This is a genomic window from Pseudomonas sp. W2I6 (genome assembly GCF_030815935.1).
Lineage (GTDB): Bacteria > Pseudomonadota > Gammaproteobacteria > Pseudomonadales > Pseudomonadaceae > Aquipseudomonas.
In genome coordinates, this window is sequence record NZ_JAUSXJ010000001.1 from 2,645,367 (window position 1) to 2,667,120 (window position 21,754).

Consider the following 21,754-nt stretch of genomic DNA (forward strand, 5'->3'; position numbering starts at 1 on the left):
GTCCTACAACCCGGTTAACCGCCCAACGCATTCACCAACGCCGCTTGATTCTGCCACTGTGCGGTCTTGACCTGCGACAGCGCATTCTGCGCCGTCAGTTGCACCCTCTGAGCCTGCAATACATCAAGGAACGGCGTCTCCCCAGCCCGCCAGGCCCGTTGAATCTGCTCGGCAGCTGAGCTGGCTTGACTGGCCGCACTCGACAGAAAGGTCTGTCGCTCGGCATTGCGTTGCGCAGCAGCCAAGGCTGACTCCACCTCGGAAACGGCCGTCAGCACGGTGCGTCGATAGCTCAGCAACGCCTGACGCGCTTCGGCATCCCGAAGATCGACCACGTTACGCCGACGTCCGCCGTCGAACACCGGTACGGTGGCATTCAAACCTGCCAACCAAAACGCCGAACTGGCCAGATTGGCGGCGCTCACACCGTCAATCAAAGACCCCAGGGCCGCTGACAGGCTCAAGCGCGGCAACAGATCCGCCTTGGCCACACCGACTCGCGCATAGGCCGCAATCAGACGTGCTTCGGCGGCGCGTATATCAGGACGCCGACGTAACAGATCCGCAGGCGTACCAGCGTCCAGCAACGACACCGTCGAGATCTTCGCCGGACTCTCCTTGAACTGCTGATAAAGCGTCTCGGTCGGCTGGGCGAGCAGCACCGACAAGCGATGCAGCGACCGTTGCCAGTTCAGTTGCAGTGCTGGCACCTGGGCGGCGGTGGAGTCCGACTGCGAACGGGCGCGAAGCAAATCCGCTTCAGGACTGTCCCCCGCCGCATACAGCTGCTCAGTCAGCTGCAAAGTCTCAGCCTGGCTGGCCGCACTTTGCTTGACGATCGCCAGGCGCTCCTCCAGCCCTCGCGCTTCGGCATAGGCCTGGACCACTTCAGTGATCAGCGCCACCCGCACGCCCCGCGCCTCTTCCTCGGTCGCATTGAGGTCGGCGTCGGCAGCACGCACACCTTCACGGATGCGGCCGAACAGATCGATTTCCCAGGCCGCACTTAACCCCAATGAGGTCGGCTCGGTGATCAGCGCGTCGGTGAAACCTGCCTGATCAGCCGAGATACGCTGACGAGCGACACTCGCCCCCAAATCGACCTGAGGGCTGCCGGAAGCTCCGGCGATGTTGCGCAGGGCACGTCCGGCATCGATCCGCGCCAACGCAATCTGCAGGTCAAGGTTTTCCCCTTGGGCGCGCTCCACCAGACGGTCGAGCAACGGGTCCTGATAAAGCTTCCACCAATTGTCTGTCACGCTGGCGGGTACAGCCGTTTGAGCGTTGACGAAACTGTCGACCGGCAAGTCGCTCTTGGGCGGCATGACCGGGGAGGTACAGGCGCTCAGTAGCGCGGCCCCAAGTAACAGACCTGGAACGCTGAGATAGTTATTCATGGGCCACGCCCTGTTCAGAATGTTGGGTTTTAGGCTGTGCCTGACGCTCGCCACCAGCCATTCGGCGGATCAACACATAGAAGACCGGAGTGAACAACAGACCGAACAGCGTGACGCCGATCATTCCGAAGAACACCGCCGAACCGACTGCCTGACGCATCTCGGAACCCGCGCCCTCGGACATCACCAATGGCAACACACCCAAGACGAAGGCCAGCGAGGTCATCAGAATCGGTCGCAAGCGAAGACGACATGCCTCGACGACTGCATCAACGATGCCTTGCCCCTCTTTCTCCTGCTGCCTTGCCACTTCGACGATCAGAATCGCGTTCTTCGCCGCCAGTCCCACCAGTACGATAAAACCGATCTGAGTCAGGATATTGATGTCCTGCCCCATCAGACGTACGCCACCGGCAGCCGCCAGCAGACACATCGGCACGATCAACAGAATCGCCAGCGGCAGACTCCAGCTGCCGTACTGCGCCGCCAACACCAGGTAGACAAAGATCACACACAGCGGGAAGACCAGCAGGCCCATGTTGCCAGCAGTGGTTTGCTGGTAACTGAGGTCGGTCCACTGGTAAGTGATACCGGCCGGCAGCGTCTCTTGAGCCAGGCGCTCCATCGTCTTGATCCCGAACTCGGAACCCAGTCCCGGCAATGTATCGCCGTTGATTTCCGCAGTAGGAAACAGGTTGTAGCGCGGGAATCGCTCCACACCCAGAGCCTCATGCAGACGTGTCACACTGGCAATCGGCACCATCTGGCCAGCATCGTTGCGCACTTTGACCCGTGACAGATCCTCTGGCGTGACCCTGTACGGCAAATCCGCCTGCGCCGTCACTCGATAAGTACGTCCCACGAGGTTGAAATCGTTGATGTAAGACGAACCAAAGTACGTTTCAATCGCCTGGTTGATCTGGCTGCTTGGCACACCGAGCATTTCGGCGCGTTCGCGATCCAGTTCAACGAACACCTGTGGCGTCCGGGCCGAGAACGGTGAATAGACGCCGGTCATGCCTTGAGTGGCGTTGGCGGCAGCAATCAGGTCATCGGTTGCCTTGGCCAATGCTTCCGTACCCAGCCCGGCAGTATCCTGCAAACGCATGGAGAAGCCGCCCGTGCTACCCAAGCCTTGAACCGGTGGTGGCGTGGCGACAATGACCGTTGCACCGCTGACCGCTTTCAAGCGTTCACGCAAGTCTTCGGCAATCTTGTCCGACGTCAACCCGTCCAACTTACGCACGGACCACGGCTGGAACACGGGCGCCAGACCGGCCGAGTTCGATGAGCTGGTACCGGTCACCATCGAGAAACCGGAGAACGTCGGTACTCGGTCCACACCCGGCACATCCAGGGCAATCGCCTCGATCTGCTGAGAAATTTCGTTGGTCCGCTCCAGAGAGGCACCGTCAGGGAGCTGCACGATGACCACCAGGTAGCCACGATCCTGAACCGGGATGAAGCCCTTGGGCGTCGACACCATCAGATAAGCGGTCGCGGCAATCAGCACCGCGTAAATCGCCAGCATCAACGGAGTTTTTGCCACGAGGCCACGCACACTGCCGGCGTAGCCTGAAGAGAGTTTCAGGAAGCCGCTGTTGAAGCCATCAGCGGCACGCTTAAGTACACCAAAGACGCCTTTTTTCGGCTTCTGATGGGCTTCAGGATCATGTCGGCGCAGAATCATCGCCGCCAACGCTGGAGACAGCGTGACCGAATTGAACAGCGAGATCGCTGTGGCCACCGCAATCGTGATCCCGAACTGGCGGAAGAACTCACCAGAGATACCCGGAATGAACGCGGTCGGAATAAACACCGCACATAACACCAGGGTAATGGCGATCAACGCGCCGCCGATTTCCTGCATGGTTATGATGGTCGCTTCCAGCGGGTTCTTGCCATCGGCCAGATGTCGCTCAACGTTCTCCACCACCACAATCGCGTTGTCGACCACGATCCCCACGGCCAGCACCAGCCCGAACAGGGTCAGGTTGTTGATCGAGTAACCGAGCATCGCCATGACCGCGAAGGTACCGACCAGCGACACGGGGATGGCCAGGATCGGAATGATCGACGGCCGCCAGCCTTGCAAAAAAATCATGATCACCAGCACCACGAGGATGACGGCCTCGTAGATGGTCTTGCCCAGCTCACCGATGCTGTCGGCAATAAACGCTGTCGGGTTGTAACCGATGCTGTATTCGATGCCTTCCGGGAAGTCCTTACTGATTTTTTCCATGGTCTCTTCGACCACTTTCATGGTTGCCAGGGCATTGGCGCCCGGACGTTGTAGCACTTGCAAGCCGATCGCCGGGTTACGCAAGTAATAGGTGTTGTTGACGTATGCCAGCCCGGCGATTTCCGTGCGCGCGACATCCTTGAGACGCACAAGGCGCCCAGCATCACCCGACTTGAGGACGATGTTGTCGAAGTCGGCTGGCTCTTTCAGTCGCCCCTCGAAAATCAGGTTTGGCTGAAACGCTTGGGACGCCACCGGAGGCTGAGCGATCACCCCACCGGCCACCTGGGTGTTTTGCGAACGCACGGCAGCGATGATCTCTGCCGGCGTCAGGTTGAAGGCCGCAACGCGCTCTGGATCGAGCCAGATGCGCATGGAATATTCGCGAGCCCCCAGCGGGTTGATGTCGCCGACACCGTCGATACGCTTGAGGACATCAGCGACGTTGCGGATCGCAAAGTTCGAAACGTAAAGTTGGTCGTAAGTGCCCTTCGGCGAGGAGATGAAGATCGTCGACAGCTGCGTCGGCGATGATTTGCGCACCGTCACACCACTGCGCTGCACCGGTTCCGGCAAACGCGGCGTGGCCAGCGCCACACGGTTCTGCACCAACACCTGAGCCTTGTCGACATCTGTGCCACTCTTGAAGGTCACGGTCAGGTTGAGGCTGCCATCGGACGTCGCCTGGCTGTACATGTAGAGCATGTCTTCAACACCGTTGACCTCCTGCTCGATGGGAATCGCCAGGGTCTCGGCCACAGTTTGTGCTGAAGCGCCGGGGTAAGTCGCAGTGACGACTACGGTCGGCGGTGCGATGTCCGGGTACTCGGACGTCGGCAAGACCAGATAAGCCAAGCCACCGATAATCATCAAGACGATTGAAAGCACAATCGCCAGCACCGGTTGTTCGATGGATGTGCGTCCAAGGCTCATAACGGCGCCCCTTGGGTTTCAGGGGTTTTCGCGGCTTGGGCCAACACGCGATCCTGGGCCGTCGCTGTATCACCAGCGCGGACGCGCTGCAGTCCATCGACGATCACCCTATCCTGCTCCTGCAAACCGCTGGAAATCTCGCGCAAACCGTTATGCAATTTGCCGAGGGTCACCGGGCGTATTTCGACTTTGTTCTGCGGGTTAAGCACATAAACGACTTTGCGGGTTGCATCGACGGTGATCGCGGTGTCCGGCAGCAACAATGCCGGGTAAGCCGCCTGGCTGGAGAACTGCACCCGGCCAAATTGCCCCGGGCTCAACTGCAGGTCTTTATTGCTGACCCGGGCACGCTGGCGCAAGGTGCCGGTGGACGGATCGAGCCGGTTGTCGATGAAGTCCATGCGCCCGGTCATGCTCGGTTCGGCTTCACCCGGCAAGGCAATTCGCACCTGGCTCTGGTTGGCAGCAGTCTTCACCTGTCGACGGTATTTGAGGTAGCTCTGTTCATCGATATCGAAGTAAATATCAATCGGGTCAATCGAAACGATGGTGGTCAGCAACGTGGCGCTGCTGTTGCCGCCGTTGACCAGGTTGCCTTCACTGATCAGCTTGCGGCTGATCCGGCCGCTCATGGGCGCAGTGATGCGGGTGAATTCCAGATCCAGCTTGGCTGCGCTCAACGCCCCCTCGGCACTGAGGACTTCGGCTTGCGCGGCCTGACGCGCCTGCAAGCGTTGGTCGTAGAGACTGCGAGCGATGGTTTTCGATTCGATCAACACATTGGCCCGGGCGAATTCCTGCTCGGCGAGTGCCAGTTGCGAGCGCACTTGAGACAGCTTGCCCTGCGCCTGGACCACGGCAGCCTGGAACGAACGCGAATCGATCACGAACAGCAAGTCTCCCTTCTTGACGATGGCGCCATCCTGAAACGCGACTTTCTCCAGATAGCCGCTGACCCGCGAGCGAACCTCCACCGAATCGGTCGCCTCGAAGCGCCCGGTAAAACTGTCCCAGTCAGTGATCACTGACTTGACCGGTTGGCTGACCGTCACACTCGGTGCAACAGGCGTACTGCTGGCGTTGTCCGGCCCACAGCCGGTCAAGGCCGCCAGCAGCGAAAGACTGATGGCGGATAACGCCACGCCTTTGATTACCTTCGATTTGACTGAGGACGATGTTGCCAACTTCCCCGTTGTATGCAAGTTCACGTTAGTACTCTCCACAGTTGGCCACTGAACAAACATCATTTGATGGCCCACGAATCGAACGAATTAAAACTTCAGTTCATTTAATTAAGTGTCGACAGCGATGTGAAACGGGAGACTTAACGTTGGTCCGAACTTTCACCGTATGATTTATTACGCTCGACAAAGGCACCGGATTCTTCCGCATGAATTGCCAAGGACGTAGAAAGGGCCGCCAGAGTAGCGAGCAGAGCAACGGTTTTTTTGAAGTAGGTCATGTGTGGTTTTCTCGGTAGCGATTAAGTAGGAAAGGATTTTCCGATACCGCAGAGAGAAGATAAACCGCATGAATGGGAAAAGAATATTGACCAAAAAGCAAGAGCGGGTGCTCTAGCACGGGACCTGCGAAAGTTCTACCGTGCGAAGCTACACTGGCACGCCAAAAACCTGTGAAGCGTATTCACTAATGGTTCAGCGAGGGAAAGACGCCAACAAAAGATTATTGTATTCAACTGAGAACTCGGGTGAATAACTGGAGGGGAATGGAACTATATAAATAATAAAAAAGGAGATGGCCTGGCCGCCATCTCCCTAAACACCTGTCAGCGATCAGTCCCCCCCAGGCAGAGGTATTTGATTTCAAGATAGTCTTCAATTCCGTACTTGGAGCCTTCACGACCAAGACCTGACGACTTCACCCCTCCGAACGGCGCTACTTCCGTCGAGATCAACCCTTCATTGATCCCGACGATGCCGCATTCAAGCGCCTCGGCCACCCGCATGATCCGACCGATATCACGGCTGTAGAAATACGAAGCCAAGCCGAACTCAGTGTCGTTGGCCATCTCGATGGCTTGCGCCTCGGTGCTGAAACGGAACAGCGGTGCCACGGGACCGAACGTCTCTTCACGGAACACCTTTGACTCCCTTGGCACGTTCACTAGGATCGTCGGCCGGTAGAAACTACCCCCCAATGGATGACGCTCGCCACCTACCAGGACAGAGGCGCCGCGCTCAACGGCATCGGCGACATGCTCCTCAGCCTTGCGCACGGCAGCGTCGTCAATCAGCGGGCCGACCGTCACACCATTCTCAAATCCGCCGCCCACTTTCAGCGCCTCGACGGCGGTTTTCAGTTTCGCGGCGAAAGCATCGTAGATACCGTCCTGGACCAGCAGACGGTTGGCGCACACACAGGTCTGCCCGGCGTTTCGGTACTTGGACGCGAGCGCCCCCTGCACCGCCGCATCCAGATCAGCATCGTCAAACACGATAAAGGGTGCGTTGCCGCCAAGCTCCATGCTGGTCTTTTTGATCGTTGGTGCGCATTGGGCCAACAGAGTGGCACCGACCTCGGTACTACCGGTAAAGGACAACTTGCGCACGTCTGGGTTGGAGGTCAGCTCGGCGCCGATTTCACTGCCCGGCCCGGTAATCACGTTGCACACGCCGGCAGGCAGACCGGCGCGCTCGGCCAACACTGCAATGGCAATCGCCGAAAAAGGTGTCTGACTGGCAGGACGCAATACACCGGTGCAACCGGCTGCCCAGCCTGGCCCGGCCTTGCGGGTGATCATCGCTGCCGGGAAGTTCCACGGGGTGATCGCGGCAAACACCCCGATGGGTTCTTTCTGAACGATGATGCGGCTGCTCGTTGAATGGGAGGCGATGGTATCGCCATAAACACGCTTGCCCTCCTCCGCGAACCATTCAATGAAAGACGCGGCATAGGTAATCTCGCCACGACTTTCGGCCAGCGGCTTGCCTTGTTCGGCCGTCATGATCCGCGCAAGGTCTTCGCGGTGGGTGATCATCAATTCGAACAAGTGGCGCAGTTTGACCGCGCGCTCTTTGGCAGTAAGCGCTCGCCACGCCGGTTGCGCGCGCTTGGCGGCGGCGATGGCCAGGGCGGTCTCACTGGCCCCAAATGAAGGCACGCGCCCCAGTACCTTACCGGTGGCCGGGTTAGTAACGGTAATGCTGCGTCCCTCACCCACCTCCAGCCACAGGCCATTGATGTAGTTCGCCTCACGGAACAACGTGGGGTCGTCGAGCGTTGCCAGGAAGTTTGTATCGGCCATGCTGTCACTCCTCAAAATTCAATGACCTGACGCACCGCGCTGCCGTCATGCAGGCGGTCGAAGCCTTCGTTGATGTCGTCCAGTTTGAGTCGGCCGCTCAGCAACCGATCCACCGGCAAGCGACCATCGCGATAGAGCTCAATGAACCGCGGAATATCGCGGATCGGCACGCATGTACCGATGTAACTGCCTTTGAGGGTGCGCTCCTCGCCCACCAACTGAACCACATTGACAGAGAGTGCCGAACCTGGCGGCGGCAGACCTGCAGTCACGGTCATGCCACCGCGCTTGGTCATTTTCATGGCGTTATCGAGTGCCCGGATCGAACCGGCCATTTCGAAGACATAGTCGGCGCCGCCACCGGTGAGTTGCAGCACCTGCTCAACGGCGTCCGGGTCGCCGCCGTTGACCACCGCGGTGGCGCCGACGTCTTTGGCAAGGGCGAGCTTCTCCGGTGACAGGTCAACGGCGATGATTTTGCTCGCCCCGGCAGCTCTTGCACCCAGCACTGACGCAAGGCCGACGCCACCCAGACCAATCACCACAGCAGTTGAACCGACCCGCAATTGCGCGGTATTGACCACGGCGCCGACCCCAGTCAACACCGCGCAACCAAACAGTGCCGCTTCGACAAAAGGCAGATCGCGATCGATCTTGACCACCGAGTTGCGCGACACCACGGCGTATTCGGCAAACGCCGAGACACCCAAATGATGATGCACGGGCCCCACAGGATTGCTCAAACGCACTGAACCGTTGATCAGCGTACCGGCCGCATTCGCTTTTGCACCCGGCTCACAGAGGGCCGGGCGACCTTCGGCGCACGGCAGGCAATGGCCGCAACTGGGCATGAACACCATGACCACGTGATCGCCCGGCTCAAGGTCACTGACCCCTTCGCCCAACGCTTCGACCACGCCAGCAGCCTCATGGCCGAGCGCCATGGGCATCGGCCGAGGGCGGTCGCCATTGATCACCGAAAGGTCGGAATGACAAAGGCCTGCGGCACGGATACGCACCAGCACTTCGCCCGGCCCCGGAGGCGCCAGCTCGATAGTCTCAATCACAATCGGCTTGCTCTGGGCATAAGGCGGCTTGACATTCATGTGTCTTAGAACAGCAGCTCTGACTTGCATCTTTCGTCTCCGACGCAGCTGGACTCGATAGTGAGTACCCACCACTATGCCGCAGGCAGCCCGTGTCAGAAACGCATCGCCGGGAGCAGCTGTTTGGAATTGAATTCGCAAAACGGGCGCTCTGGATGCACTTATAGTGGTGACGTTGTTACTCTTACGTTGCTGGACGCCGCATGTCAGAACTCCCTCATCAAGTCGTCACCGACCCATCGCGCGGAACACGAATCCGTATCGTGTTCGTATGCGCTGCTCGCTCCTCCCTTACAGCGGGTCTGGCTTTTGGTGTGGCGCTCCTTTTGCAGCTCCATCAACCGTTATGGGCGCCTGTCTCAGCCTTGATCACCAGCAAGGAAAACCTGGGTGACACCTTTTCCGAGTTCTGTAATCGGGTGATTGGCACAGCGCTGGGAGCGACACTGGCGATCGCCTGTCAGATGCTCATGCAACATCTTCACCTGGCGACCCCTATCGAGCTAATGGTCGTCACGGCGGTGACTGCGGCGGTAATCGCCAATCGTCCACAATGGCGGGTTGGGCTGTGGACTGCGGTCATCATTCTGTTGAGCAAGGATGTGGGCTCGGCCATCTGGGAGACAGCACTGATGCGTTTTCTGGAGGTCACACTGGGCTCGACGACGGCTATCGTGATCGCAGCACTCGAAACGAGAGTCCGGCGGCTCTGGCCTGATTCCACAAGGCACTGAGCGGCGAGTCGGGGTACGTCTGATCAGCTCCCAAGCGCTCTGGTTAAAGCACAGTTGTTATTTCAATTCTCAAATCTTGTGCCCCCTCGCAGCGTTCTCCGCAATCAGTTCAATGCTTATCCTGACCCCACAAACAACATCGCAGCGTCCCCTGAAAAGGACACCTGAATAAGGGTTTCAAGATGACCGAAGCAAGCACCCGAAAAAAACTGGTAGAGGCTGCGCCCCATGCCTCGTTTGATCTCGATGCGATCGTCAAGACGTTCCCCGAGACCGCCGACACGCTGCTGGTTGACTCACGACTGACCGACGAAGACGAGGCCAGCGCCCGGGTCTTTCGTGTCTACCACCCGACACCTGCACATTACCACGCGACCTGTGATGAATACCTCATCGTAATGTCCGGGCGCGCCAGGTTTTTCATGGGAGACCGTGAACCGTTCGAAGTCGGTCCCGGCGAGATGCTGTTCTTCAAGAGGTTCACTATCCACGGCATGCCAGAGATCCTTGAGCACCCACTGTTCATGGTGTCGGTCGACACTCCGCGTCGCGATCCAAGCGACATCATCTTCGTCGACCCGACCGCGGGCACCGCAGCTTCCTTCGTCAAGGCTCTGTCATGAACACCCATCAACTGGAGATTTTTGCGACGTTTCCGGTTGAGCGCCCGGGCAACCCGACGGTGATGCCGGATGGGCGGGTGCTGGTGTCGGTATCCGCCATCATCGCACCGGACATCTCGGTGCGAGCGGTGGCCCTAGAGGGTCAGCATCCGGCCTACCCCAATGAAACCTGGGCGGGCAAACCGGGTACGGACGGTCGCGGGATGTCCGCAGTGATCGGCATCCGCACCGACCCTCAAGGGATCGTCTGGATACTCGATATGGGCGGACCGGGCCTACAGCCGCGCCTCATCGCCTGGAATGATCGAGAAGATCGCCTGCACCGCCTGATCGTGCTGCCGCAGAACGTGCTTCGCCCAAGTTCTTTCACTCAGGACTTCGTGATCGATTGGCGGCGTCAGCGCATTTACATCGCCGACATGACGATGAACCCCAACGGTGAAAGCGACTATCCGGCCATTGTCGTGGTCGACCTGCAAACAGGTCTTTCGTGGCGATCGCTTGAGTGCTACCCCGGGTTGATGCCTGGAGATGTGCCGCTGATGATCGGTGGAAAAGCCCTTTCGCTGCGTACGCCAGAAGGCGAAATCATTCCTTACCGCTACGGCCTCAATCCCATCGCGATCGACCCGTTGGGCCGCTGGGTCTATTTCGGTTCGATGTCGGCACGCAAGGTCTATCGGGTAGCCACCGAAGTCCTTGCAGAACCCGCAGGCATCGCCCCGCTGAGCGAGGCCGTTGAGTATTGGTGCGACAAGCCTCATTGCGACGGGTTTGATGTCGACGCAGAGGGCAACGTCTATGTCACCGACATCGCGAATAATGCGATTGGGCTAGCGTCGCCTGCCGGCTACCGCATTCTTGCCCAAGACGATCGATTACTCGCCTGGCCGGACGGCGTTGAGCTCGATGCCCAGGGGGAATGGCTCTACATCACGGCTAACCAGTTGCACCGCCACCCACTGCTCAATGCGGGTGAGGATGACAGCCAGCCGCCGTTCCATGTTCTGCGTTTGCGGGTGAGCGCACCGATGGAGTTGAGCGCAACACTATGAGCAAGCGCCACGTTGTGTCAGTTGTTATTGCACTGCTGTTGATGACGGCCAGCACTGCAGGCTTGCTGCTGATTGAGGGCGGTACGGGTATCGGCATTTCGATCTACGCCGTGGTGGCGATCGCGGCCATAACGCTCTCGCGAGCCAGGCCGACCCAATGGCCGGGCTGCCTGTTCGACGTGGCGAATTCCTCACGAACCGTGTTGGCCCACCGCTTACTGACCCAATTGGCTGCTCTGGTTTGCTTGCTGCTGGCCCAATGTTTGAGCGGGCGAGTTTCGCAAACCCTGTCGGTTGCAGGTCTTCTACTGTTCATCCATACCTTGGTGCTGGCGCGCGCGCCCCATCTTTTGAGACCACGAAGGGCGGACTGATCGATGATGGCAAAAACCTCGTTGTCGGAGCACCCCGGAATGCCCGCCAATAAACAATCTACAGCCCCTGGGCGCCTTTCGCTGCTGATGGGTCCCGGACTGTTGATTGCAGTGGGTTACATGGATCCCGGCAACTGGGCCACCGGTATCGCTGCTGGCGCTCAGTTCGGTTACAGCCTGCTGTTCATGGTGGTGTTGTCGAGTCTGGCGGCCATGCTTTTGCAAACACTGGCTTTGCGTCTGGGCGTCGTCACGGGTCAGGATCTTGCCCAGACCTGTCGTCTTCGCTACGGCCGACCAGCCACACTCGCGCATTGGGCAATGGCAGAAATTGCCATCATTGCCACCGATATTGCCGAGGTCCTGGGCGCGGCGCTGGCGTTCAAATTACTGTTCAACTTGCCAATGGCCCTCGGCATCGTGCTGACGGCTGTCAGCACACTGGTCATCCTCGGCTTGAAGGGTGCCGCCAATGGCCGAGTGCAGAAGATCGTCCTGGCCCTGGTGGCGACCATTGTCCTGTGCTTCGCCATTGAGCTGGCATTGATCACGCTTGATGTAAACGCCATGTTTCGAGGGTTCATTCCTTCATTGGACACGCTGGCTCAGCCAGGGGCACTGTTCATCGCGGTGGGTATCATCGGCGCCACCGTCATGCCCCACAATCTGTACCTGCACTCTTCACTGGCCCGATCCAATAATATTACGCACGACAGCGAGCAAGTAAAACGGTCCCTGCGCCGGGGTTCCAACGATACGATCCGCGCGCTTTCAATTGCGGCAGCCGTGCAAGTTGCCATTCTGCTGGTGGCCGCAGCCGTCTTCCACGACAGCGGGCACACCGACATTGGCGGGATCGAGCAGGCCCATCAATTACTGGCCCCCCTGACAGGTGTGGCCATCTCTGCCGTGCTGTTCGCCCTGGCACTCCTCGCCTCAGGCCAAAGCGCAACGTTGACCGGCACCCTCGCCGGCCAGGTTGTGCTCGAAGGGTTCTTGAAGCTGAAAGTTGCATTGTGGAAACAGCGCGTAGCCACCCGCCTGTTGGCCATGGTGCCAGCGCTGTGCGGGATTCTCTGGCTGGGCGACGCCGCGGTGGGTGATCTGTTGGTGTTTTCTCAGGTGGTGTTGTCAGTGCAACTGCCGTTTGCGGTGTATCCGTTGATTCGTTTCACCAGCGATAAAACGCTGATGGGTGATTTTGCTATCTCACGCCCGGTCGCCGTCATGGCCTGGTGCATTTTCCTGCTGATCAGCGCCGCCAATCTCTGGTTGGTTACATCAGTCATTCTTTGAATGCCCTCCTCCCATACAGGTTAAAAACATGAGTGAAGTCCGTATCTTGATTAGCATTGCACGTCCAGCCGAACAGGTCTGGTCGCTACTCGGCGGGTTTGATTGGCTACCCCGCTGGCTCGATGTCATCGCGAGCAGCACTCTCAGTGATGGCGGACGTTTGCGTCACCTGAAAACCGCCGACGGTGCGATCATTCTCGAGCGTTTGCTCACGTTCGATGAAGACGAAAAGCATTACAGCTACGCCCTGCTTGAGGGGCCCTCGCCGGTCACTGATTATGTGGGCACGATGTCAGCAAAGGACGATGGCAAAGGGGGGACGCTGGCGTCCTGGTCCAGCACGTTTCTCGTCCAGGGCGCAGATGAGGCCGAGGTCATCGGGCATTTCGAGGCACTCTACCGCGCAGGGCTGGAGCGCCTGAAGGCCGTCGTCGAATCCACGGACTGACGACGGCACGCGGCTCACCCCCGATTCATGAACGCTTGCAGACGCGGCACCATAAAGTCGAGGAACGTTCGGATGCGCTGGGGCACATGCTGTCCTCCCTGATACAACGCATGGACCTCCTCGCAGTCATGACCGGTTTGCGCGAGCACCTCGACCAGCCGGCCAGCGGCGAGATCCTCATCGATGTGAAAGTCCGCCAATCGGGCAATCCCCACCCCCGCGATAGCCATACGCCGAACGGTCTCGCCATTGTTGGCTTGCAGGTTGCCCTGGACGATCCGATCAACGATGCGGCCACTCTGATGCATGGGCCACACGGGGCTGGAACGCCGAAAGTTGAAGCTCAGACAATTATGCTCGGCGAGGTCTTCAAGGGTGTCAGGAACCCCGTATTTTTCCAGATAAGCCGGGGATGCAACGATCTTTCGCCGAGCGATACCGATCTTCCTCGCTCGTAGCGTTGAATCATTTAATACACCTACCCGGAAGGCAATATCGGTACGATCCAGGTACATGTCGACGATATCATCGGACAAGGACAGATTGATCTGAATGTTGGGATGGGCTTCCCAGAAGGCCGGCAAATTGGGTTCGATTGCCAGCGTGCCAAACGCTACCGATGCATTGATTCGCACGGTTCCGCGTGCTTTCTGTGCGCCTTGTGCCAACACTCTTTCGACATCATCGAGTTCTGCCAGCAAAGCGTTACTGCGCTCGTAGTAAATACGTCCCTCATCGGTCAGCGACAGTTTACGTGTCGAGCGCTCAAGCAGACGAACGCCCAGACGCAACTCCAGACGAACAATCAGTTTACTGACCGTTGAAGGTGTCATCAGCATCTGACGCGCCGCTTGCGAAAAGCTGCCGGCATCGACGACCCGCACAAAGACCAGCATCTCGCCCGCCCTGTTATCCACATTTTTTCTCCATCGCATCGATTTGTGAAAAAATATCACAAGCGATACCGGGAAGTATTTCAGGATAATGGGCTTATCAGTCACTAGACTTGTGAAGCACATTCCACACTGAGCGATTACAGACCCAGCTTTCCAACTTGTGAAATGGCCTCACAGATCATTTTCAGCCGCACCGGATTATCAATCAGCATCAATGCGCCTACTTTCTTGAGCATCATCAGGAAAGGACGGGATCCCATGAACTCATTATTTGAACACTGCCAAGTCGGCGCGTTGACGCTGCGCAATCGCATCGCAATGGCGCCGATGACCCGCGCCCGCGCACCCGAAGGTGTTGCCAACGGCCTCACTGCGCTCTACTACAGCCAACGAGCCAGCGCCGGATTGATCATTACCGAGGGCACTCCGATTTCGCGCACGGCCGAGGGGTTTCTGGCCATCCCCGGCATCTACACCACGCCACAGATCAATGGCTGGCGAAAAGTGACGCAGGCGGTCCACGATGCCGGCGGCGTAATCTTTACGCAGCTATGGCATGTCGGGCGTGTCTCCCATGTCAGCATTCAACCAGACGGTATTGCGCCGGTCAGCTCGACCTCTCAGATTGCCCGCAACTCCCAAGCCTGGGGCATGACTGAGCGTGGCGAGCCCGGGCCGGTTGATGTCTCCAAACCCCGCGCCCTCAGCACACACGAAGTCAAAGAGGTGATCCGTGACTTTGCCCAGGCAGCCGCGAATGCTATTGATGCTGGCTTCGATGGCATTGAACTGCATGGGGCTAATGGCTATCTGATCGAGCAGTTCCTCAATCCACTGGTCAATGACCGCACGGATGAGTACCGCAGCGATACCCTCGAAAACCGCTCACGCTTCTTGTTGGAAGTGGTCGATAGCGTCATTGAGCGAATTGGTGCGCAACGCACGGCCATACGCCTGTCGCCCTTTGGTGGCCTGTTCGATATGGGGCTGTACGAGGATATCGAAGAGACCTACCTGTATGTCGCCGATCAGCTTTCCAGGCGTGGGTTGGCCTACGTCCATTTCATGGATCAGCTGTCGCGTGGCAGCTCGCCGATTCCAGGCGATTTTCTGAAAAAATTTCGCAGCTGCTACCACGGAATACTGGTTCTCGCAGGGGGCATGACCAAAGAACGTGCAGAGCAATTCTTGCGCGATGGGTTGATCGATATCGCAGCGTTCGGAGAGCCTTTCATCGCAAACCCTGATCTGGTTGAGCGCCTGAAAAATAACTGGCCGTTGTTAAAACCAGACCGGGCACTGAGCTATGGTGGTGGAGCCAATGGGTATACCGACTACCCGACCTACTCGATCGTTTGACGTTATTTAAGTGGTGTGCTGGTTTGGCCAGCCACTTCTCGTGTCAGGAATTCAATCAGCGCCCGCGCCGTCGCCGACAATTGGCGATGGGGCGGATAAATCACCGAAAACGGTCTGGACCGTCCGCCTGACTGCTCGAGCACCGGGACCAGACGTCCACTTTGAATCCTCTCACGGACAATAAAGTCGTAGGTCTGACAGATACCCAGACCATGCTCGGCCAAGGACACAATGCCGAGCACGTCGTCGGCCACCTGGACATTCGCCTCGGGCATCCACTCCCGATCAATTCCCTGCTCGCGGAACAGCCAGGGGCCAACACGGCCGCTGCTGGGCATCAGAAACGGCAAACAAGCATGCGCTGCCAGATCCTCCACACTCCGCGGTGTTCCCGCCCTGGACAGGTAATCCGGCGAGGCGACCAGGCACAAACAGGCGTCCTCAAGTTTTCGTCCAATCAAGCCACTGTCAGGCAATTGTCCGAGACGAATAGCCAGGTCATACCCCTCGGCCACCAGGTCCACATTTCGATTGCTGATACTCAATTCGACACGCACCAGCGGGTACTGCCGAGTAAAGCGGCAAAGTAATGCTGGAAGCCGATAGTGTCCGTAGGTTGTCGGCACACTGAGCCGTACACGGCCGGTCAACTCCCCTTCTTGCCCCTGGATTGTCCTTTCTGCATCATCGATCAGCGAGAACGCCGCGCGCGACTGCTCGAGATAAAGCAGCCCAGCCTCGGTCAGGCTCAAGCGTCGAGTTGTACGTCGTAACAACTGGACGCTCAAGCGTGCTTCCAGGCGAGATATCGCCCGGCTCACCACTGACGGGGTGGTCGCCAGAAACACTGCCCCAGCGCTCAAAGAGCCCTTCTCTACCACGGTGACAAAGACTTCAACGTCAGCAAGATAATCGAATCGACGGCCCACCTTTGCCTCCAAAGAACAAGTGATTTCCTCACTAGCTAGTTTATCGCCTGGCCAGGCATGAATACAGTTGTATCACCGGTCCGGCGATTGCCGATCGATCACACACTCCACAAACGGAAACCCCATGTTCCCTATCGCCAAACTCTCCCTTGCAATGACCATTTCCGCCTCGGCCTTTAACGCACAGGCCGGCAATGTATTGGTTGTGCTTTCAGATTCTGACCATCTCGACCTCAAGGACCAGAAGGTCTTCGCGACCGGTTTCTATCTGAACGAATTGATGCAACCGGTGAAACTGCTGCTAGATGCCGGGCACTCGGTGACCTTTGCGACTCCGACGGGCAAAGCGCCGACGCTGGATAAGTCGTCCACCGATAAAATGTATTTCAACAATGACATTGTTGCGCTGCAGGAGCACAAGGCCCTGCTGGACCGACTAAAAATCACCTCGCCAGGGGAATCGCCGGTTATCAGCCTGTCACGGGTTGATCAGATCGGTTACGAGCATTTCGATGCGGTGTACGTACCCGGCGGCCACGCGCCGATGGAGGATCTTCTGCATAGCGCTGCCTTGGGGAAACTGCTGAACAACTTCCATGACAATGGCAAGACAACCGCCCTCGTTTGCCATGGCCCGATTGCCCTGCTGTCGGCTCTGTCCGACCCGACCGCCTTCACTCGGCAACTCGAAACCGGTGGCAAAGCCTCCGCACAAGGCTGGGCTTACGCAGGATACAAATTCACGGTCATCAGCAATCAGGAAGAGGAACTGGCCAAGGGGTTGTTGAACGGAGGCGCCATGAAATTCTATCCGCAAACGGCACTGGAACAAGCCGGAGGCGTATACAGCAGCAACACTTCACCGTGGACCAGTCATGTTGTCATCGACCGTGAACTGGTGACAGGTCAAAACCCTGGTTCAGCGCTGGACGTGGGTAAGGTAATTCTCGAGCGCCTCAAGAACCAAAGCCAAACGAAAAGCTGATCGATTCAAAACCTGGTTTTCGCACGAGCAACACACTGCCACACAGCTTTGCTTCAGGCCGTCGCTAGAGCAGCGTATTGGCGTTGGCCTGAAGCGCTTCTATTTATGAAATTAATTAACAAATGAAGTGAAAGGACTTCGGCTAGTCGGTCACGCATTCATTTACCACTATAAAAGCTTATGTCTTTATGGGCACGTTGGCAGACAAGTGCAGCATCTCCCGGCTTTTCGTCCGTAAATAACACTGAAGCGGAAGGAATAATGGAATGAGTACGGAATGGCTTGCCAGCCTTGTCATCGCTGTAGTTGCCTTGGTTACGCTGCTGTCCAGCCGCTTCAAAATTGCCGAGCCAATTCTCTTGATGCTTGCCGGTGTCGGCCTGGCGCTACTGCCTGGCTTACCGGCGATTCAAGTTGATCCGGATCTACTGCTGCTGGTGGTTTTGCCCCCTATGCTGTTCTGGCATGCCTTTATCGTCACCCCGAGAGAAATCAAAGCCAACGCTGCGGCCATCAGCCTGACCTCTGTGGTTCTGGTGGCTATCACCGCGTTCGCCGTCGCCGCCGTACTACATTGCATCGCCGGGTTACCCTGGGCGATAGCGATGGTTATTGGCGCAATTGTGGCACCCACCGACCCCGTAGCTTTTCTGACCGTCGCCCGCCAATTGAATGTCTCCCCGCGTCTGGTGGGATTGCTCGACGGTGAAAACCTGATCAACGACTTTTCCGCGCTGGTTCTTTATCTCACCGCAATTGATGCAGTGCTCCACGGTTCATTCTCGACCTTCAGCGCAGTGGGAAACTTTATGTTCACCGCCGCCGGTGGCGTGATGATTGGCTACGCCGTGGGTCGATTGGTATCGTGGATCAACACCCGGGTTGCCGACCCGCTGGTTGCGCCCATCATCACTCTGGCTGGTGCTTACCTTGCTTTCTTGCCGGCCGAAGCATTGCATGTATCAGCGATTCTCGCGGCGGGTGTAGCCGGCCGAGTGGTCGGTTCACGTTCTGCATTGGTTGACCGCCCACAAACCCGATTAGGCGGTTATGGGTTTTGGAACACCTGGATCTTTTTACTGTCCGCCGTGCTGTTCGTGCTCGTTGGATTGCAACTGCCACAGGTACTGGAAAAAGTATCGACGCTACCGGGTATTGCTTATGCCTGTGCAGGTGCCATTGCGGCGGTGATGGTGACTCGTGTCCTGTTTTTCATGGGAATCGGACTGGGCATCCCCCATATTGCGCGTCGCATGCGCATGGACGGCGCGCGCTGGCCTTGGGCTGACAGTCTGGTGGCTGGCTGGTCCGGCATGCGCGGCGGTTTGTCTCTGGTGATGGTGCTGGCGCTTCCGGAGGATTTCCCGTTTCGGGATATCGCCCTGATCGTCACGTTTTCAGTGATTCTGGTGACCCTGGTGGTTCAGGGCATCAGCATGCCATGGCTTATCAAAAACCTTCCCGTTGAACGCGATACCTTTACAGAGCAGGAGATCGCCCAGGCCCATCGCACTGCGACTGGCGCGGCCCTCAGTAAACTGGAAGAAATTGGCGCACTTCAACCTATTGATGCCGATCACCGTGCTTATCTTCAACAAGCCTATCGAATCAGAAGTGAGCAGTTTGCCGGAACAGAGACGGTGTCCAGAATCGAGGGCCAACTTATTGATGCGGAACGCAAGGCCATCATTGAACTGCGCCATCAAGGAACTATCAGCGATGAGGTGCTGCGAGAGGTAGAACAGACCTTAGACATGCGCGATGTACTCAGGCAAGTTTAGCTTCAAGACCACCGTTTCTGCCCTATGTTCACGCTAAAGCCACCCCGATTATTCAGAGCGTAACGCTCCTGGTTGTCCGAGATAAATCCGAAACGCCGTACTTAAACAAGTGCCGGATTTCGAGCGCAGGGAACATGTGCATGTACTCCAAGGCATATACCGGTCGCGGAAAGGAGACCATTACGCTGCGCAGAGGAATTTCGGCCACTTGAATATCTCGACACTTTTAAACCAATCCCCTCAGCGAAGGCGCCCCCTCCTCTTAACAGGAAAGCACTCTAATCGTGCATTTTGATCAAGACTATTGTGCTTGCTGATGCATTTTTCTCTCGGATGGAGACGCAGATACTACTGGCAACCACCCGTAGAGTAGCCCTGTATCACGCAAGGCGCAGGAGACCTGATGAACTCACATTTTCAACGTTTGCTCGGCCCCAACAACTTCTCCATCGGGCTGGAATTGCCTCTGGATAATGATTGGTCCACTGCTGGCCAACGTCTGCGTATGACGGAAGAACGCCCATTTGGCGTCCCTGACCTGAAGCAACATGCCCAACTGGCCCGATTGGCAGACACCAGTGGTTTTCGAGCCCTGTGGGTACGTGATGTGCCGGTCTATGACCCAAATTTTGGAGATGCTGCACAGGTTTTCGAGATCTTTTCCTACTTGGGCTATCTGGCCGCCATCACCCAAAACATCATGCTCGGCACTGCCGCGGTAGTGTTGCCGCTACGACAACCGTGGTTAACCCTCAAGGCAGCCAATAGCATCGACGAACTGAGCGAGGGTCGCCTGCTATTGGGGGTGGCCAGTGGCGATCGACCGATGGAGTATCCACTGTTCGGTGTCGACTACAGCCAACGGGGAGCGCATTTTCGCAGCACCGTCGAACTTCTGAAAAGCCAAGGCGCTGGACGTCTGCCGGAGGGAGCCCAATTATTACCGCAGCGTGAAGAGCCCTTTCCCCTGCTGGTTGCCGGACTTGGCCAACAATCACCAACATGGATTGGAGAACACATGGATGGATGGCTCGCCTACCCTGGTACGCCGCAGGAACATCGTCGACGTGTCGGGCTCTGGCGTGAAGTGGGTGCTGACAAACCCTATATCAGCTTTCTGCATCTAGACCTTGAGGCCAATCCTCATTCGCCAATGAAACCTCTGCGTTTCGGCGGTCGCGGCGGGCGAATGGCACTCATTGCAGAGCTAGAGGCGTTGCGTGAATCGGGTGTGCAGCATGTAGGCCTGCATCTGCGGCATAGCGAGCGGCCCGTTGTGGAGGTGGTTGAAGAGATTGCCGAGTACGTTTTGCCCAGGTTTCACGGTGTAGTCTGATTCGCTGAACACTACCGGCCTGAGTCCTATATTCAACAAGGCTCAGGCCACTTGGCTCCAGCTTGATACTCCCTCAACCCCGTTTCAAATTCTTCGCGATTGTAGAATTTGGTCAGGTAAAAAAGGTCATAATTTTAGGGAGAACAATTGCCGGTTGTTCAATGGTTGGGCTGTGCCCGACACCCAGCATGACTATCAACTCCGAGCGCGGCAGTGCACTGGCCATTTCCTGAGACCAGGCAACTGGCCGGGCAATGTCCTCGTCGCCGCAGATCACCAAGGCCGGCACCGGGATTTCGTGAAGGAATTCGAGAAGATTTCCTCGCGCGTTAACTCCGGCAAGTTGGGGAGCCAACCCACTGGTGGCTTCAGCGATCCGGCCTCGCCACAGTTTCATTTCATCGACCTTCGCTGGGTCGTTTCGGGTCGTCGAACCAAACATGACGTTGACGGTTTCTTCGAGAATCTGCCCGGTAAAACCGCTCGCACGAATCCCATCGACCCAGCTGTCGAGGCCCTCTATTTTTTCAGCAGGCTCGGAGCGTGCCGAGGAACCAATCAACGCCATTGAGTGAAAGAGTTGAGGTCGGCGATGGACGACACGAAGACCGACGTCGCCCCCCATCGACTGAGCCAGTAATCGAATCTGACTCAAACCGAGGCTGTCTATGAGGACATCGATGTCAGCAGCATGAGTCTCCATGCTCACTAGGTCCACGCTCAGCGGGGCGTTTCGTCCCTGTCCGCGAAAATCCGGGCTGACCACCCGAAACCTACCCTTGGCACGCTGCGCAAACGCTTCAAACATTCGCCCGTCTAGAAAGAGTGAATGTAATGCAAGTACCGTTGGAAGATGTGGCTCACCAGTGTCACGAACAAAAATATCGACACCGTTGATACTACGTATAGTAGTGTTATTTTCTAACCCATTCATTCTGTGCTCCTGTTGTTTGCAGTGAAGTCGATATGCTCAATGTGCCACGGCGGATCATCAC

General features: G+C 57.5%; 19 protein-coding genes. 10 read left to right on the plus strand and 9 right to left on the minus strand.

Annotated elements, in window-relative coordinates; genetic code table 11:
* Positions 1-14 precede the first annotated feature (14 nt).
* From QF039_RS12395 to QF039_RS12420, 6 genes are all read right to left on the minus strand, one after another.
* Positions 15-1,397 (minus strand): efflux transporter outer membrane subunit, encoded by a 1,383-nt coding sequence (locus QF039_RS12395; RefSeq protein WP_307518435.1) that lies wholly within the window; start codon positions 1,395-1,397, stop codon positions 15-17.
* A complete protein-coding gene (locus QF039_RS12400) occupies positions 1,390-4,572 on the minus strand; it encodes an efflux RND transporter permease subunit (RefSeq protein WP_307518438.1) in 3,183 nt (1,060 codons plus the stop codon). Before QF039_RS12400 ends, QF039_RS12395 begins: the two co-directional genes overlap by 8 nt.
* Positions 4,569-5,714 (minus strand): efflux RND transporter periplasmic adaptor subunit, encoded by a 1,146-nt coding sequence (locus QF039_RS12405; RefSeq protein ID WP_307518439.1) that lies wholly within the window; start codon positions 5,712-5,714, stop codon positions 4,569-4,571. The genes QF039_RS12400 and QF039_RS12405 overlap by 4 nt, the downstream gene beginning before the upstream one ends.
* 182 nt (positions 5,715-5,896) lie before the next feature.
* On the minus strand, positions 5,897-6,034 hold the full coding sequence (locus tag QF039_RS12410; RefSeq protein WP_307518441.1) for a hypothetical protein: 138 nt from the start codon (positions 6,032-6,034) through the stop codon (positions 5,897-5,899).
* Positions 6,035-6,358: 324 nt separating this feature from the next.
* Positions 6,359-7,837 carry an NADP-dependent succinate-semialdehyde dehydrogenase gene (gene gabD, locus QF039_RS12415; RefSeq protein WP_307518443.1) on the minus strand — a complete coding sequence of 493 codons (1,479 nt, stop codon included), beginning with the start codon at positions 7,835-7,837 and terminating at the stop codon, positions 6,359-6,361.
* An 11-nt stretch (positions 7,838-7,848) separates the two neighbouring features.
* Positions 7,849-8,943: a zinc-dependent alcohol dehydrogenase family protein gene (locus QF039_RS12420; RefSeq protein WP_307518445.1), complete on the minus strand. Its 1,095-nt coding sequence runs from the start codon at positions 8,941-8,943 to the stop codon at positions 7,849-7,851.
* A 203-nt stretch (positions 8,944-9,146) separates the two neighbouring features.
* On the opposite strand from QF039_RS12420, the gene QF039_RS12425 reads away from it, so the two are divergent.
* The 6 genes from QF039_RS12425 to QF039_RS12450 all read left to right on the plus strand — a co-directional run bounded on the left by QF039_RS12425 (position 9,147) and on the right by QF039_RS12450 (position 13,473).
* A complete protein-coding gene (locus QF039_RS12425) occupies positions 9,147-9,677 on the plus strand; it encodes an FUSC family protein (protein WP_307518447.1) in 531 nt (176 codons plus the stop codon).
* A gap of 182 nt (positions 9,678-9,859) precedes the next feature.
* Entirely contained in the window at positions 9,860-10,300 is a 441-nt protein-coding gene (locus QF039_RS12430; RefSeq protein ID WP_307518449.1) for a cupin domain-containing protein, read from the plus strand.
* Positions 10,297-11,355 (plus strand): L-dopachrome tautomerase-related protein, encoded by a 1,059-nt coding sequence (locus QF039_RS12435; RefSeq protein WP_307518451.1) that lies wholly within the window; start codon positions 10,297-10,299, stop codon positions 11,353-11,355. The genes QF039_RS12430 and QF039_RS12435 overlap by 4 nt, the downstream gene beginning before the upstream one ends.
* The gene (locus QF039_RS12440) at positions 11,352-11,729 is read left to right on the plus strand and encodes a hypothetical protein (protein WP_307518453.1); all 378 of its coding nucleotides are present in this window, start codon (positions 11,352-11,354) and stop codon (positions 11,727-11,729) included. Before QF039_RS12435 ends, QF039_RS12440 begins: the two co-directional genes overlap by 4 nt.
* Before the next feature lie 39 nt (positions 11,730-11,768).
* Positions 11,769-13,025: an Nramp family divalent metal transporter gene (locus QF039_RS12445; RefSeq protein WP_373462077.1), complete on the plus strand. Its 1,257-nt coding sequence runs from the start codon at positions 11,769-11,771 to the stop codon at positions 13,023-13,025.
* Between the two features lie 28 nt (positions 13,026-13,053).
* The gene (locus QF039_RS12450; protein WP_307518457.1) at positions 13,054-13,473 is read left to right on the plus strand and encodes an SRPBCC family protein; all 420 of its coding nucleotides are present in this window, start codon (positions 13,054-13,056) and stop codon (positions 13,471-13,473) included.
* 14 nt (positions 13,474-13,487) lie between these two features.
* Here QF039_RS12450 and QF039_RS12455 read toward each other — a convergent pair whose 3' ends face one another.
* Positions 13,488-14,390: a LysR family transcriptional regulator gene (locus QF039_RS12455; RefSeq protein WP_307518458.1), complete on the minus strand. Its 903-nt coding sequence runs from the start codon at positions 14,388-14,390 to the stop codon at positions 13,488-13,490.
* A 237-nt stretch (positions 14,391-14,627) separates the two neighbouring features.
* Here QF039_RS12455 and QF039_RS12460 point away from each other — a divergent pair, with 237 nt between their 5' ends.
* Positions 14,628-15,728, plus strand: coding sequence for an alkene reductase (locus tag QF039_RS12460; RefSeq protein WP_307518460.1), 1,101 nt, complete (start codon positions 14,628-14,630; stop codon positions 15,726-15,728).
* A 2-nt stretch (positions 15,729-15,730) separates the two neighbouring features.
* Here the strand turns inward: QF039_RS12460 and QF039_RS12465 are convergent, their stop codons facing one another.
* A complete protein-coding gene (locus QF039_RS12465) occupies positions 15,731-16,657 on the minus strand; it encodes a LysR family transcriptional regulator (protein WP_307518462.1) in 927 nt (308 codons plus the stop codon).
* 124 nt (positions 16,658-16,781) lie between these two features.
* Between QF039_RS12465 and QF039_RS12470 the strand changes: the two genes are divergently transcribed.
* The 3 genes from QF039_RS12470 to QF039_RS12480 all read left to right on the plus strand — a co-directional run bounded on the left by QF039_RS12470 (position 16,782) and on the right by QF039_RS12480 (position 20,759).
* A complete protein-coding gene (locus tag QF039_RS12470; protein WP_307518464.1) occupies positions 16,782-17,642 on the plus strand; it encodes a type 1 glutamine amidotransferase domain-containing protein in 861 nt (286 codons plus the stop codon).
* A gap of 266 nt (positions 17,643-17,908) precedes the next feature.
* Entirely contained in the window at positions 17,909-19,423 is a 1,515-nt protein-coding gene (locus QF039_RS12475) for a sodium:proton antiporter (RefSeq protein ID WP_307518466.1), read from the plus strand.
* 403 nt (positions 19,424-19,826) lie between these two features.
* Positions 19,827-20,759 carry a TIGR03571 family LLM class oxidoreductase gene (locus QF039_RS12480; protein WP_307518468.1) on the plus strand — a complete coding sequence of 311 codons (933 nt, stop codon included), beginning with the start codon at positions 19,827-19,829 and terminating at the stop codon, positions 20,757-20,759.
* A gap of 112 nt (positions 20,760-20,871) precedes the next feature.
* Here QF039_RS12480 and QF039_RS12485 read toward each other — a convergent pair whose 3' ends face one another.
* Positions 20,872-21,693 (minus strand): alpha/beta fold hydrolase, encoded by an 822-nt coding sequence (locus QF039_RS12485; protein ID WP_307518470.1) that lies wholly within the window; start codon positions 21,691-21,693, stop codon positions 20,872-20,874.
* Positions 21,694-21,754: the final 61 nt, after the last annotated feature.

What these genes read in the sequence shown, in the direction of transcription:
- QF039_RS12445 (WP_373462077.1), top strand. Translation starts at nt 11,769, where the DNA reads ATGCCCGCCAATAAACAATCTACAGCCCCTGGGCGCCTTTCGCTGCTG.
- QF039_RS12395 (WP_307518435.1), bottom strand. Translation starts at nt 1,397, where the DNA reads ATGAATAACTATCTCAGCGTTCCAGGTCTGTTACTTGGGGCCGCGCTA.
- gabD (WP_307518443.1), bottom strand. Translation starts at nt 7,837, where the DNA reads ATGGCCGATACAAACTTCCTGGCAACGCTCGACGACCCCACGTTGTTC.
- QF039_RS12485 (WP_307518470.1), bottom strand. Translation starts at nt 21,693, where the DNA reads ATGAATGGGTTAGAAAATAACACTACTATACGTAGTATCAACGGTGTC.
- QF039_RS12460 (WP_307518460.1), top strand. Translation starts at nt 14,628, where the DNA reads ATGAACTCATTATTTGAACACTGCCAAGTCGGCGCGTTGACGCTGCGC.
- QF039_RS12425 (WP_307518447.1), top strand. Translation starts at nt 9,147, where the DNA reads ATGTCAGAACTCCCTCATCAAGTCGTCACCGACCCATCGCGCGGAACA.
- QF039_RS12475 (WP_307518466.1), top strand. Translation starts at nt 17,909, where the DNA reads ATGAGTACGGAATGGCTTGCCAGCCTTGTCATCGCTGTAGTTGCCTTG.
- QF039_RS12470 (WP_307518464.1), top strand. Translation starts at nt 16,782, where the DNA reads ATGTTCCCTATCGCCAAACTCTCCCTTGCAATGACCATTTCCGCCTCG.
- QF039_RS12430 (WP_307518449.1), top strand. Translation starts at nt 9,860, where the DNA reads ATGACCGAAGCAAGCACCCGAAAAAAACTGGTAGAGGCTGCGCCCCAT.
- QF039_RS12450 (WP_307518457.1), top strand. Translation starts at nt 13,054, where the DNA reads ATGAGTGAAGTCCGTATCTTGATTAGCATTGCACGTCCAGCCGAACAG.
- QF039_RS12420 (WP_307518445.1), bottom strand. Translation starts at nt 8,943, where the DNA reads ATGAATGTCAAGCCGCCTTATGCCCAGAGCAAGCCGATTGTGATTGAG.
- QF039_RS12435 (WP_307518451.1), top strand. Translation starts at nt 10,297, where the DNA reads ATGAACACCCATCAACTGGAGATTTTTGCGACGTTTCCGGTTGAGCGC.
- QF039_RS12410 (WP_307518441.1), bottom strand. Translation starts at nt 6,034, where the DNA reads ATGACCTACTTCAAAAAAACCGTTGCTCTGCTCGCTACTCTGGCGGCC.
- QF039_RS12480 (WP_307518468.1), top strand. Translation starts at nt 19,827, where the DNA reads ATGAACTCACATTTTCAACGTTTGCTCGGCCCCAACAACTTCTCCATC.
- QF039_RS12440 (WP_307518453.1), top strand. Translation starts at nt 11,352, where the DNA reads ATGAGCAAGCGCCACGTTGTGTCAGTTGTTATTGCACTGCTGTTGATG.
- QF039_RS12400 (WP_307518438.1), bottom strand. Translation starts at nt 4,572, where the DNA reads ATGAGCCTTGGACGCACATCCATCGAACAACCGGTGCTGGCGATTGTG.